The following is a 13,759-nucleotide window of genomic DNA, read 5'->3' on the forward strand; positions in this document are numbered from 1 at the left end:
GGCCTCAATAAGTTTGCGACCAGAAAGCACCGATGGCAGCCAACCCCTGGGCTCCCCGGTCTATGAACTGCTCCTGATCAGCAAGCTGCATCCCCCCCAACCAGAACACAGGCAATGGGCAACGCTCTGTCAGCTCTGCAGCTTTTTCCATTCCTAAGGTTTCACAGCCCGGATGCGCCTGTGTCGACATAACCGGAGAGAGTGTTACAAAATCGACACCCAGTGATACCGCCCGATCGATTTGTTCCTGATTATGACAGGAAGCTGCCAGCCACTGACCAGAACGAGAAGCACTTCGCCAATCAACACCCTCCTGCTGAAGCTGTTTCGAGGTAAGATGGATACCGTCACACCAGCTATTGGCCAGTAGTTCAGGCTCACCTTTAAGAAGCAAGCTGGCCCCGGTTTCCCGACAAAGGTGATGCAGCTCTCTGGCTAAATGCTGATAGGTTCCTTTATCCAGCCATGGAGCCCGAAACTGTATCAGCTCTACTCCCTGCTCAAGCTGGTAACTCACTTTTTCCAGAAGCTCAGCAGCCACATCAAACTTACCGGTGATCATATAGCGATTTGGTAACAGGACTGCCGTAACGATGGGACCATTAGCCGGAGGAAAGTTCAGCTCGGGTAACTCTTTCAGATCGACCCATCGGATCTCCTGACCCTCATTACCACGAGGCTGGCCAATGATATCGTTCGCCCACCAGGTATCGAGACAGACAGACCTGTCCGGGTAATCATGCCGAATCGAAATCAACTTTCGGAACTGATTTGCCTCAACATCCAGTTCTTCCTTAAGTTCACGATTCAAGGCTGCCGTAACGAACTCTCCCTCTTCCACCTTGCCACCCGGAAACTCCCAGTAGCCACCCATGTGCTTATCATTCGGTCGCCGTGCTATAAGAATTCGTCCATCATCCCCGCGAATAACTGCCACCGCAACATGCACCACCTTCCTGACACTCGCCTGATTTTCTGAAGACATCACCTACTGCCCTGTTTTCAAGTTCGATATTCAGCATTGATTCGAACATACTCATGGGAAAGATCAGTAGTCCAGAGTGTTTCCGTGATAGTACCTGCCCCCAGCTGAACACGGATCAGTATCTCTTCCTGATTCATTACACGCTCACCTTCCGCTTCGGTGTAAGAGCAGGCAACACCCCCATCTTGCACAATGCAAACGTCGTCTAGCCAGATGGAAACCTTATCAATCTTTAGCTCTTCGATCTCAGCTCTTCCCACCGCAGCAAGAATCCTGCCCCAGTTCGGATCACTGGCAAATAATGCAGTCTTGACGAGTGGAGAGTGGGCAATGGTATAAGCAACTTCAAGGGCATCAACGACACTGCTCGCCTGTTCAACCTGAATGGTTACAAACTTGGTAGCGCCTTCTCCATCTCTGACAATAGCCTGTGCGAGTGTCATAGCTACCTCTTCAACAGCCTCTTTCAGAGCTTGGTACAAAGGCCCCTGAGACTGCATTATGGATTCATTTCCGGCCTTGCCCGTGGCTACCAGCATGCAGCAATCATTGGTGGAAGTATCACCATCTACTGAAATTCTATTGAACGACAAATTAACAGCATCAGACAGAAGGCTTTGTAAAACAGTCTCATCTACGGAAACATCTGTGGCCATAAAAGCCAGCATGGTGGCCATATTCGGCTTGATCATGCCCGACCCTTTGCTGATTCCCGTTACCGTGTAACGTTTACCGTCAACTTCAAACTGTCGGCTGGCACCTTTGGGGCGGGTATCGGTCGTCAGTATGCCTTCTCCGGCTCTGTGCCAGCCATCTTCACTCAAATCCGAGAAAGCAGTGGGCAGGCCAGAAACAATTTTGCCAACAGGGAGAGGCTCGCCAATCACACCGGTTGAAAAAGGCAGCACCTGATCTTCCTGCACCCTGGCAAATTCAGCCAATGCACGACAGACCTCGGTGGCATCCGCCATTCCCTGTTCACCGGTACCCGCATTAGCATTGCCAGTATTAATAACAAAATACTCAGGCAAACGGTTAATGCGACGCCTGGCCAGATGGACCGGAGCAGCACAAAAACGGTTTAGAGTGAAAACACCGGCAACAGAAGCACCCTGATCCCAGTTCATAATCACAAGATCCTTACGATCCTGCTTCCTGATACCTGCCTCTGCTGTCCCCAGACGAAAGCCTTTTACTGGATGCACTTCCGGCCAGCTTCCTGATCCTACTGCCATGGTTTCTCCATCTCCTCTTTTTTCATTCCAATTCGCTGCCCACGCCATCCCTTCAACCCGGCTACCCCCCGGGTTGAATAATCCTGATAACGGACACAGAGAATCGGGCCAGAGAGCATTGATTCAACTGACCCTATGCGAAATACACTTATAGCTAACCATTTACATTTTGTTATTCATTATCCAACGATTTTTTCAAATATCTCAAAATAAGTCGGGAAGGTCTTTGAGGTGCAGCCAGGATCATTGATGGTAATTGGACTGCCACCGAATGCCGCCAGGGAAAAACACATGGCCATTCTGTGATCATCATAGGTATCAATGACTGCAGACTGAATCTGCTCAGGGGGATTAATCACAATGTAATCTTCACCTTCTTCAACTTCAGCTCCCACTTTACGAAGCTCGGTCGCCATCGCTGAAAGCCGGTCAGTCTCTTTGACCCGCCAGTTGTAAATATTTCGAATAGCCGTCTGGCCCCTGGCAAACAGAGCAGTAGTAGCAATGGTCATGGCTGCGTCTGGGATATGGTTCAGATCAATATCCACACCTTTAAGCTCACCTTTTTCTACTTCAATCCAGTTGTCACTCCAGGTGACTTTAGCGCCCATTTGCTCCAGTACTTCAGCAAATCGGGCATCGCCCTGCACACTGGCATTACCGGTTCCATGAACTTTCAGCTTACCTCCGATTGCTGCAGCTGCCAGAAAGTAAGAAGCCGAGGAAGCATCTCCTTCTACCATAATTTCACCCGGGGATCGGTAAGCCTGCCCCCCTTCTACGACGAAGTTCTGGTATTCATTATTCTGGACATTAACACCAAAGCGCTCCATAACCGAGAGAGTGATATCGATATAGGGTTTGGAAACCAGTTCACCTTCAATCGTGATGACCGTTTTATCTGATGCTAATGGTGCTGCCATGAGCATTGCTGTCAGAAACTGACTGGAGATATCTCCCCTGATGCTGACTTCTCCTCCCTTCAGGCCCGAACCAAGGACTTTCAGAGGTGGAAAGTTTTTCTCACCCAAGTACACGATGTTTGCACCGGCCTGCTCAAGACAGGAAGTCAGATCGCCGATAGGTCGCTCATACATTCGGGGTTCACCCGTCAGGGTGTATTCTCCTTGCCCCAGGCACAAGGCTGCCGTCAATGGCCTCATGGCAGTGCCGGCGTTTCCCAAAAACAGAGTCAGGCTTTCACCAGAACCGAGCGGGCCAGCCAGTCCGATGACTTTGCAAACTGTATTGTTATCTGACAGTCGATACTGGACACCCATTGCTTTCAGAGCCTTCAGCATATAGCGAACGTCATCGCTATCCAGAAGATTGGTGATGGTGGTTGTACCCTCTGCCAGTGCAGCAAGCAGTAAAATACGGTTGGACAGGCTTTTTGAGCCAGGAATAGAGACTTCCCCTTGCACGCGGGAAATGGGCTTTAAAACAAGTTGCTCCATTGGACTTCTTAACTGGCCGAATGATAGTAAAAATTAATTATACCCCAATGCATCGATAAATCAGCCGGTTTAAAACAGTCCATAAAAGAAAACAGGCCGCGAAGCGGCCTGTTTTCTTTAAAATAACGGGTCAATATCAAACTATTTTACCGTGACACTGTTTATACTTCTTGCCGGAGCCACAGGGACAGGGTTCATTTCGGCCGACTTTGCGACTTTCTCGAACGAAAGGTTCGGTTACACCTTCTGGCAGTTCACCTTCTTTCCCTGAATGATCTTCCATAACATGCGCCTGCTCATGCTGAAACTGCATACGACGAATCAGTTCCTGACGACGCTGCTCCTCCATTTCCTCGGTTTTGTCATCCTGCTGAACCTGAACATGAGAAAGGATACGAATGGTGTCCGTTTTGATATCTTCCAGCATGGACTGGAACAACTCAAAGGCTTCACGTTTGTATTCCTGCTTGGGGTTCTTCTGGGCATAACCTCTTAAGTGGATGCCCTGACGCAGGTGATCCATGGTCGCAAGGTGTTCTTTCCACTTGTCATCCAGTACACGCAACAGGATATGTTTCTCGAAGTTCCTCAGGGACTCGCCACCCGCCAGTTCTTCTTTCTGCTTGTAGTTGGAGATGACCTCAGCCAGAATCTTCTCTCTCAGACCTTCTTCTTCCAGCTTGTCATCTTCATCCAGCCACTTCTGGATCGGCAAATGGATAGCCAGTTCAGCCCCAAGCTTCTGCTCGAGACCTTTCACATCCCATTGCTCTTCAAGACTCTCGCGTGGGATGTGCTGGGAAATGACATCGTTGACCACTTCAGATCTCATGCTATCAATGCTGGATTGCACGTTTTCAGAATTCAGAAGCTCATCACGCTGTTTGTAGACCACTCTGCGCTGATCATTGGCGACGTCATCATATTCCAGCAACTGCTTTCGAATATCGAAGTTACGACCCTCAACCTTGCGCTGGGCTTTTTCAATCGCATTGGTGACCATTCGGTGCTCGATAGCTTCACCTTTTTCCATACCCAGTGCTTTCATAAAGTTCTTCACCCGGTCAGAGGCAAAGATACGCATCAGGTTATCTTCCAGAGACAGGTAAAAACGGGAAGAACCCGGGTCCCCCTGACGACCGGACCGGCCACGCAGCTGATTATCGATACGGCGGGATTCATGACGTTCAGTACCGATAATATGCAGACCACCGGCTGCCAGAACGGCCTTGTGGCGCTTCTGCCATTCAGACTTGATCTGGTCTTCCTGCTGCTGATCTGGATTTTTAACGGCTGATAGCTCGGCCTCCCAGCTACCACCCAAGGTTATGTCAGTTCCACGACCCGCCATGTTGGTAGCAATGGTAATAGCACCCGGACGCCCCGCCTGGGCAATGATCTCGGCCTCCTTCTCGTGAAATTTGGCGTTAAGAACATTGTGAGGGATCCTGGCCTTATTCAAGGCATTGGACAAGAGTTCGGAAGCGTCAATAGATGCAGTACCCACCAAAACAGGACGCCCCTGCTGAACGGTTTCCTTGATGTCTGCAATGATCGCTTCGTACTTTTCTTCAATGGTCAGATAAACCAGATCGTTACCATCCTCACGTACCATTGGTTTATGGGTCGGGACAACAATAACGTCCAGACCATAAATCTGGCGAAGCTCGAAAGCTTCTGTATCCGCTGTACCGGTCATACCAGAAAGCTTTTCGTAGAGTCGGAAGTAGTTCTGGAAGGTTGTCGAGGCCAGGGTCTGACTCTCAGCCTGAATATTCAGTCCTTCCTTAGCCTCCAGTGCCTGATGCAGACCTTCAGAGAGACGACGGCCCGGCATGGTTCTTCCCGTGTGTTCATCAACCAGCAGCACTTCGCCGTCGGCCACAATGTACTCAACATTTCGCATGAACAGGACATGAGCTTTCAACGCTGCATTCACATGATGAAGCATATTCAGGTTATGGGCAGAATAGAGACTCTCTCCTTCAGGCAGGAGTCCCAGCTTCTGCAATTGCTCTTCAATAAACAAATGGCCGATCTCGGTCAGCTCAACCTGACGGGTCTTTTCATCCAGCAGGTAATGACCGGTTGGCTCTTCACCTTCTCCGAGTTCTTCTTCCTGTTTTTTCAGCTGAGGAGCCAGTTTGTTCATCTGTTTGTAGAGTTCAGAGGAATCTTCCGCCGGACCGGAAATAATGAGTGGCGTTCGGGCTTCATCAATCAGGATGGAGTCCACTTCGTCGACAACAGCATAGTGCAATTCACGCTGAAACTTATCTTCCTTGCGAAACGCCATATTGTCACGAAGATAATCGAAGCCAAACTCATTGTTGGTTCCGTAGGTAATGTCAGCTTGATAAGCAGCCCTTTTCTCTTCAGGAGACTGCTGGGGAACGACTACTCCGACTGTCAGGCCAAGAAACTCATAAAGAGCACTCATCCACTGGGCGTCTCGACGAGCAAGATAGTCATTAACGGTAACAACATGAACACCCTTACCTGTGATGGCATTCAGGTAAACAGGCAGTGTCGCCATCAGTGTCTTACCTTCACCGGTTCTCATCTCGGCGATGCGACCTTCGTGAAGAGTAATGCCACCGATCAGCTGGACATCAAAATGTCTCATGCCCATGCTGCGTTTACTGCCCTCTCTGACGACAGCAAAGGCCTCGGGCAACAAGTCATCAAGATTTTCGCCTTGCTGATAGCGATCCTTGAGGGACTGAGTCCGCCCCCTGAGCTCTTCATCATTGAGACCAGACAGTTGATCTTCCAGAGCATTGATCTGTTTGACCAGCTTGCCCATGCGTTTCAGCTGGCGATCATTCCGGCTGCCGATAATTTTTTTGACTAACGAAGCTAACATAGATTGGTTACAGTCTCACTCTGATTCCGGGGCTGCCTCTCTTGCCGACAATCCCGGGTGGGCAGACAAGCTTAAGAACAGCCAAATATTCTATGACAATCACACAAAAGTCTCATCCATATTAGCTATAAATCTGGCCCTTAATGTTTTATAAGCCATAAACGTAAAGCTTAAGATGGTTTTTTTATTGACTGACGTCAACGCCAGACGTTTGCAACAATCTGGATTAAAGGCAGAAAAATCCAAACCTTACAGACATTTACACTCATCAGTAAAGGATATAGGGACTGGAAAGAAGTCTTTCAAGGGAAGAGCGCTACTTTTTCGCTGACAACTCGCAGGATCAGCACTGAATAATCGGGCAGTGAGATTCATCGAAAAAACAAGTCATGAAAAAGGATCGGAAATACCAGCAATATGAGGAGCGCTTTGTTCTTGTCAGGAAAGATCACTTGCTTGCCCGATAAATGTAGCGCTGTGGATCCACATGCTTACCATTGCGAATCACTTCAAAGTGAACATGCGGCCCTGTTGAACGACCTGTGCTTCCTACTTTAGCAATAACCTGACCTCGAGTAACGATGTCGCCCACCTTGACTTCGTTGGAATAATTGTGCGCATATCGTGTCACATAGCCATTAACATGGTTAACCTCAACCATAAGCCCATAGCCAGAGCGATCACCTGACCAGGTCACGACACCGGCAGCCACAGCAATAATGTCAGAACCATTTACAGCGGCCATATCAATACCTGAATGCCAGGATAATTTTCCGGTAAAAGGATCTGCTCTCTGACCAAAACGAGAAGAAAGCCAACCTTTCTTGACAGGAAGCCCTGCCACAAAGACATCATTACTCATGGTCCTGTTAGAGACCAGGCTGGTCAGAATATCAAACTGCTGCTCTCTGCTGTCTATCTGCTCAGAAAGTTGATCAATAGCATCAATAAGCGGGGGCATTGAATAGATAGATTCATTGGAAGGCAGCGCTTCCGGGCCACCAATAGCCGGCACTTCATCGAAGAAAAACTCGCCATCATCCAGTTTCGCAGCAATGGTTAGTCTCTCGCCAACAGCATCCAGTCGGGTAATCCGCCCTTGTAACTCTGCCAGACGAATGGTCAGGGCATCAATTTGACGTTCTGCAGCAAGACGAACATTTTCAACTTCTTTTCTCTGTCCGCTCAGGACTGTCCGCCATTCTTGCAGGCCCTCTTCAGTCAGGACAACGCCAGATTTCGAATTGAGGAAAAGATAGGTAATACCTCCACCCAGCATCATGCAGAGAAAAACCGCCGAAAAAGCAGCCAGTGCCAGCCGCTTGCTTGTGACTCTGAACGATTGTGTTCGAGAGTGATCTTGCTTTACAACAATGACTTTCATTCTAGGAAGCCCTGTACTCCCAATGATTCAACCTTATTAACTCATTATCATGGAAATCACTGCTCATCACCCGGGCTTCAATGCAAAAGGCGTTAGAGCGTCATATCCACATCCTGTCTTGAAACAGGATAGCGCTATTCAGTCATGAAGAATCGACACAACCATGTCAGCAATATTTGACCCTGGTAAAAAAGTCACTTTGCTGTCGTTCTCCCACATTCTTGTTTTCTTCACTCTTGATGGTTTTCAGATTCAGGTAAATCTTTAAAAACCAGATGCCTCATTTAACCAGCATAGATTCCAAAAAAGGTCGCTTCTGCGACCTTCAATGAAAGGTGACTATATGAGTTAAGCAGTAACCGCAGCCGGCTTAAGGTAGGAAATCGGTGCCACTTCAGTATCCTCAAATGTCACTACTTCCCAGGCTTTTTCATTCTCCAGCAGAGAACGGACCAGCTTATTGTTTAATTCGTGTCCGGACTTGTAGCCAACGAACTGGCCAACCAGACTATTACCTAATAGGTACAGATCACCGATGGCGTCCAGAATCTTGTGTTTAACCAGCTCATCATGGTAGCGCAATCCGTCTTCGTTCAGAATACGGTAGTCATCAACCACTACAACGTTGTCAACACTGCCTCCCAAAGCCAGATTCTGTGAACGCAGATACTCAACGTCACGCATGAATCCGAAGGTACGGGCACGGCTGACTTCTTTTACGAAAGAAGTACTGGAAAAATCAATCTCAGAGGTCTGTGAACGACCTTTGAAAACAGGGTGGTCAAAATAGATAGTAAAACTGACTTTGAAGCCGTCATAAGGCTTGAAAGTAGCTGTTTTCTCACCATCAGTGACGGCCACTTCTTTCTTGATACGGATAAATTTCTTGGCTGCCTCCTGCTCCTGAATACCAGCAGACTGGATAAGGAAAACAAAAGGTCCCGCGCTACCGTCCATGATCGGAACTTCATGGGCGCTCAATTCGACATAAGCATTGTCGATTCCCAGACCAGCCATTGCCGAAAGCAGGTGTTCAACGGTGTCTACCCGAACACCGTCTTTCTGCAAAGAGGTACACAGGGTAGTTTCTCCGACATTTTCTGCACGAGCAGGAATTTCCACCACAGGATCAAGATCTGTGCGACAGAAGATAATGCCGGTATCGACGGGAGCCGGCTTAAGAGTCAAATAGACCTTTTCACCGGAATGTAACCCCACTCCCGTAGCTCGAATAATATTTTTCAGGGTACGCTGTCTGATCATGATAACGCTATTCCGCGACCTCAAAGGCCCCTGTTATTTGAATTCAACGACTTATTGTAACAAAAGTTACACATGACACAACCGGTCATTGATTCAATCAGCCTGTCGGCGCAAAAACGCCGGTACATCCAGGTAATCCACATTGTCAGTTGATGGTGCTTGCCTGCGGGGCTTTTCAGCTTCCTCTACCTCGGGCTGTTCAGCTGCTTTTTTGCGAACATGAGGAGGAATATCAAGCTCCTTGAGGTTCAGGGTACCGTCTGGACGGGTCGCCCTTGGCTTGGAACCATCAACCACCTTAAGGGACTGTTCCTGCTTTTCGTCGCTGTCTCCCAGACCAGTGGCAACAACAGTCACTCTTAATTCATCCGTCATTTCCGGATCGATAACTGTACCTACTACAGTGGTGGCATTATCGGAAGCAAATTCACGAACAGTGTCACCCACTTCATGAAATTCACCCACAGAAAGATCGAGACCAGCAGTAATATTAACCAACACTCCGCGAGCCCCCTGAAGGTTGACGTCTTCCAGGAGAGGACTTCGGATAGCTCGCTCGGCCGCTTCAATCGCTCTGTTGCTGCCTGTGGCTGAACCTGTACCCATCATAGCCATGCCCATTTCAGACATAACAGTCCGGACGTCAGCAAAGTCAACATTAATCAGGCCGTCACGGGTAATCAATTCTGAAATACCCTGAACTGCGCCCAGCAGTACGTCATTTGCTGCACCAAAAGCGTTCAGCAAACTGACATCACGACCCAAAACAGGCAGAAGATTCTCATTAGGAATACAGACCAGGGAGTCTACGCTCTCTTTTAACTGATTCAGCCCCTCTTCAGCCACTGTCATTCTGCGGCGACCTTCAAAAGAAAACGGCTTGGTCACCACCGCTACGGTCAGAGCCCCCATCTCTCTGGCAATTTCAGCCACAACCGGAGCAGCACCGGTACCTGTACCTCCTCCCATACCGGCAGTGATGAAAACCATGTCAGAGCCCGCCAACACTTCAGAAATACGGTCTCTGTCTTCCATCGCTGCATCACGACCGACCTCCGGATTTGCTCCAGCCCCGAGGCCACGAGTAATATTGGCTCCCAGTTGCAGATGGGTATGAGCCTGAAGGTGCTGTTTTTTCAGAGCCTGGGCATCCGTATTAGCACAGATAAACTCAACACCTTCCAGCCGACTGTTCAACATGTGGCAGACTGCATTACCGCCACCGCCACCTACGCCTACAACCTTTATCACCGCTTCCTGCGGAACATTATCCACCAGTTCAAACATGGCTCTCTCCTTTCTGTCACCGTAAACAGGATATTTTCTGAATATTAAATGCCATTAAACTTCAATCACTTTCCTGCAGGAACACCCTGCATGCAGTGTGCTCCTGTTTAGCCAATGACAATCAGCCATTGCCTTCTGCAGGATTAATTCTGTTGATTGCTAACCAACCCTCAATCAGAATTGACCTTGAAACCATTTTTTAAGCCGATTGAACAGACTTTCTTCCTGTCTGCTGAAACTGGCCGTTTCCCTTCGCCCTTCCTGTTGAGCTTTCAAACCATAGTGAAGCAGGCCGACACCTGTTGCATAAATAGGATTACAAACGACATCTGTCAACCCCTGAATGGCCTGAGGCATGCCGAGCCTGACCGGCATGTGAAAAATTTCTTCTGCCAGATCTACGGCACCCTCCATTTTGGACGTACCACCCGTCAGCACGATACCGGCCGGAATGAGATCTTCAAAACCACTTCGTCTCAATTCCGCCTGAATCAGTGTAAACAGCTCGTCGTACCTTGGCTCAACCACCTCTGCCAGCGACTGTCGAGACAGTTCTCTGGCTGCCCTGTCTCCAACACTCGGAACCTTGATCATATCTTCAGCACGCGCCAGTTGGGTAAGAGCGCAGGCATATTTGATCTTAAGTTCTTCAGCATGCTGAGTGGGTGTTCTCAGAGCCATGGCAATATCATTGGTGACCTGATCACCCGCTATAGGAATAACTGCCGTATGTCGTATGGCTCCCTCAGTGAAGATAGCAATATCGGTGGTGCCACCTCCAATATCAACCATGCACACACCGAGCTCTTTCTCATCTTCTGAAAGCACTGAATAGCTCGAAGCCAACTGCTCCAGAATAATGTCGTCTACTTCAAGACCACATCGTTTAATACAGTTCTCAATATTCTGCGCTGCATTGACAGCACAGGTCACCAGATGCACTTTCGCTTCCAGACGCACTCCTGACATGCCCAATGGTTCCTTCACACCTTCCTGGGTATCAATCACATATTCCTGAGGCAAAATATGAAGAATTCGCTGATCTGCCGGAATAGCAACAGCCTGGGCGGCATCAATCACCCTGTCAATATCGGCACTGGTAACCTCTCTCTCCCTGATAGCAACAATTCCGTGGGAGTTCAGGCTGCGTATATGATTACCTGCGATGCCGGCGTAAACGGAGTGAATCTGACAACCGGCCATCAACTCAGCCTCTTCCACAGCCCTTTTTATGGCATGGACTGTAGAGTCAATATTGACAACAACACCACGCTTCAGACCCCGTGAGGTATGTGAGCCGATCCCGATCACTTCCAGCTGGCCATCTGCGGTTATCTCACCGACGATCGCTACAACTTTGGAAGTTCCAATGTCGAGTCCGACTATTAAATTTCCGTTATCTGCCGCTGTCATGGCATCTATCATCCCAAACCACTCTGACCAAAATAGTCAGTGCGCCGAACCCACTACTCCAGTGTTGCCACGAAAACGCATAATGACGTTTTCATGACTATTTCCAGGCCACCGAAGCCCCATTCAAATAGCGCAAGTCAACGCGCTTTACATCCTGCCAGCGATCATCGAGCCTTGCATAATACAACCTGATAAAACGCTGCAATCTTTCCATTCTGCGATCACGCCCGAGATTGACATCAACGTGATCTACTTTCAGCCACCAGGAATCCGTTGTACTGAGCCGCAACTCTCTAACGGCAACTCCCAGGGGCCTGATCACCTGACTAAACGCCAGGTATTGCTGCATTACATCCTGAGAACGATCCTCCACCCCTGACAGCTTTGGCAGCTTACTGAAGGCCTCCAGAGATCCCGGTCTGAAAACTTCTCCGTCTTCATCAATCAAACCGTCATCCTGCCAACGGGCAATCGGTTTTCGCTCTTCCAGACTGACGATCAGAGTATCCGGCCACTCACGTCGCAGACTGGCTTCCCTTACCCAGGGCATATCCAGGACAGCCCTTCTCATCTCTTCCAGGTCAAGGTAAAAAAACCGATTGACCAACCAGGGGGCCAGCTGTTTTTCAACATCACCACGTTCCAGATAATTGAACGTAGAACGCACTTCCACCCGTGCTATCGGCTGATTAACCCACATCATCAATGTCGGCCAAATCCAGAGCAAAGACACGGCCAGAACACAGATGGCAGTCAATCCTGACCAGCGTCTCCACGATCCAGGCCGAGCCAGCTTTTTCTCTATTCCCCGACTTGCCCCACGACCGCGCCTGCCAGAGTCGTCAGGTGGCTTCTGATTCAGTTTGAACAAGCTCTTTGCTTCTCTTTATTCCAGCCTCTTTCTGACGAGCCGGTATCAGGGACGACTTCAGAATCTCCAGAACCAATGCTTCAAAACTCAAACCCACTGACTTTCCGGCCATAGGAACAAGACTCGTTTCAGTCATACCAGGTACGGTATTTGCCTCAAGTAGCCAGAAGCGTCCTCTTTCGTCCTGCATAAAGTCGACTCGACCCCAGCCAGAGCAGCCCAGCGTTTCAAAAGCGGTCAGTGCCAGAGCCTGAAGTTCTTGCTCCTTGCTTTCAGACAGACCACTGGGTAAGTGGTATTGAGTATTTCCTGAAACATATTTAGCGTCATAGTCATAAAAAGACTCTGCCGATTCGATTCGAATAGCAGGCAAGGGCTGACTATTCAGAATCGCGACCGTATATTCAGGACCATCAATAAACTGTTCCACCAGCACAGAACCACCGTATTTTGAAGCCTGCTCCCAGGCTGGCAGCAGATCCTGCTCCCGATCAACCCTGGTAATCCCCACGCTGGAGCCTTCCAGACTGGGCTTTACAAAAGCCGGCAATATCTCTGCACAGCAATCAAGGTTTTCAGCCTGCTCAATCAGCATAAAGTCCGGGGTGGGTAAACCAACCGCTTGCCAGAGCAGTTTGCTTCTGTATTTGTCCATGGCCAATGCTGAAGACATAATGTCACTGCCCGCATAAGGAATATCCATTTGATCAAGCAGTCCCTGCACCGTACCATCCTCACCGCGGGGACCATGCAAAGCAATAAAAACGCGATCAGGCTTCTGTTCCACCAGCTGTGAGACCAGCCCCTCGATTGGATCAATAAGACAACAATCTATGCCACTGGTTTTCAGGGCTTCAAAGATTCGTTTACCGGATGCAAGACTTACTTCCCGCTCAGCTGAACAACCACCCAGTAATACCGCGACTTTACCGAATACTCTTTTTAGCTCATAACTGTCTGCATCAATGGCAACTTGACCCTGGTCCTGGCTATACATC

At 49.0% G+C, this 13,759-nt stretch carries 10 protein-coding genes; all 10 read right to left on the reverse strand.

The genetic code is table 11. The features are described 5' to 3' along the window. Positions 1-4 precede the first annotated feature (4 nt). Positions 5-985, reverse strand: a complete 981-nt coding sequence (locus ACOJUN_RS24810; protein WP_422134508.1) for a Nudix family hydrolase — start codon at positions 983-985, stop codon at positions 5-7. Positions 986-1,002: 17 nt separating this feature from the next. After that, a complete protein-coding gene (gene argJ, locus ACOJUN_RS24815; protein WP_422134509.1) occupies positions 1,003-2,220 on the reverse strand; it encodes a bifunctional glutamate N-acetyltransferase/amino-acid acetyltransferase ArgJ in 1,218 nt (405 codons plus the stop codon). Positions 2,221-2,399: 179 nt separating this feature from the next. Further along, positions 2,400-3,677, reverse strand: coding sequence for a 3-phosphoshikimate 1-carboxyvinyltransferase (gene aroA / locus ACOJUN_RS24820; protein ID WP_422134510.1), 1,278 nt, complete (start codon positions 3,675-3,677; stop codon positions 2,400-2,402). Between the two features lie 136 nt (positions 3,678-3,813). Then, entirely contained in the window at positions 3,814-6,543 is a 2,730-nt protein-coding gene (gene secA, locus ACOJUN_RS24825; RefSeq protein WP_422134511.1) for a preprotein translocase subunit SecA, read from the reverse strand. 448 nt (positions 6,544-6,991) lie between these two features. Further along, positions 6,992-7,927 (reverse strand): M23 family metallopeptidase, encoded by a 936-nt coding sequence (locus ACOJUN_RS24830; RefSeq protein WP_422134512.1) that lies wholly within the window; start codon positions 7,925-7,927, stop codon positions 6,992-6,994. Between the two features lie 348 nt (positions 7,928-8,275). After that, on the reverse strand, positions 8,276-9,190 hold the full coding sequence (gene lpxC / locus ACOJUN_RS24835) for a UDP-3-O-acyl-N-acetylglucosamine deacetylase (protein ID WP_422134513.1): 915 nt from the start codon (positions 9,188-9,190) through the stop codon (positions 8,276-8,278). Positions 9,191-9,283: 93 nt separating this feature from the next. After that, positions 9,284-10,477, reverse strand: a complete 1,194-nt coding sequence (ftsZ, locus tag ACOJUN_RS24840; RefSeq protein WP_422134514.1) for a cell division protein FtsZ — start codon at positions 10,475-10,477, stop codon at positions 9,284-9,286. Positions 10,478-10,651: 174 nt separating this feature from the next. Then, entirely contained in the window at positions 10,652-11,890 is a 1,239-nt protein-coding gene (ftsA, locus tag ACOJUN_RS24845) for a cell division protein FtsA (RefSeq protein ID WP_422137126.1), read from the reverse strand. Between the two features lie 97 nt (positions 11,891-11,987). Then, positions 11,988-12,761 (reverse strand): cell division protein FtsQ/DivIB, encoded by a 774-nt coding sequence (locus ACOJUN_RS24850; RefSeq protein ID WP_422134515.1) that lies wholly within the window; start codon positions 12,759-12,761, stop codon positions 11,988-11,990. Beyond that, entirely contained in the window at positions 12,733-13,758 is a 1,026-nt protein-coding gene (locus ACOJUN_RS24855) for a D-alanine--D-alanine ligase (protein WP_422134516.1), read from the reverse strand. Before ACOJUN_RS24855 ends, ACOJUN_RS24850 begins: the two co-directional genes overlap by 29 nt. Position 13,759 lies beyond the last annotated feature (1 nt).

The sequence above is a fragment of the Endozoicomonas sp. ALD040 genome (assembly GCF_049275945.1).
Taxonomy (GTDB): domain Bacteria; phylum Pseudomonadota; class Gammaproteobacteria; order Pseudomonadales; family Endozoicomonadaceae; genus Endozoicomonas_A.

Coding starts and splice junctions, on each gene's coding strand:
- ACOJUN_RS24810 (WP_422134508.1), bottom strand. CDS start 985: ATGTCTTCAGAAAATCAGGCGAGTGTCAGGAAGGTGGTGCATGTTGCG.
- argJ (WP_422134509.1), bottom strand. CDS start 2,220: ATGGCAGTAGGATCAGGAAGCTGGCCGGAAGTGCATCCAGTAAAAGGC.
- aroA (WP_422134510.1), bottom strand. CDS start 3,677: ATGGAGCAACTTGTTTTAAAGCCCATTTCCCGCGTGCAAGGGGAAGTC.
- secA (WP_422134511.1), bottom strand. CDS start 6,543: ATGTTAGCTTCGTTAGTCAAAAAAATTATCGGCAGCCGGAATGATCGC.
- ACOJUN_RS24830 (WP_422134512.1), bottom strand. CDS start 7,927: ATGAAAGTCATTGTTGTAAAGCAAGATCACTCTCGAACACAATCGTTC.
- lpxC (WP_422134513.1), bottom strand. CDS start 9,190: ATGATCAGACAGCGTACCCTGAAAAATATTATTCGAGCTACGGGAGTG.
- ftsZ (WP_422134514.1), bottom strand. CDS start 10,477: ATGTTTGAACTGGTGGATAATGTTCCGCAGGAAGCGGTGATAAAGGTT.
- ftsA (WP_422137126.1), bottom strand. CDS start 11,890: ATGACAGCGGCAGATAACGGAAATTTAATAGTCGGACTCGACATTGGA.
- ACOJUN_RS24855 (WP_422134516.1), bottom strand. CDS start 13,758: ATGTATAGCCAGGACCAGGGTCAAGTTGCCATTGATGCAGACAGTTAT.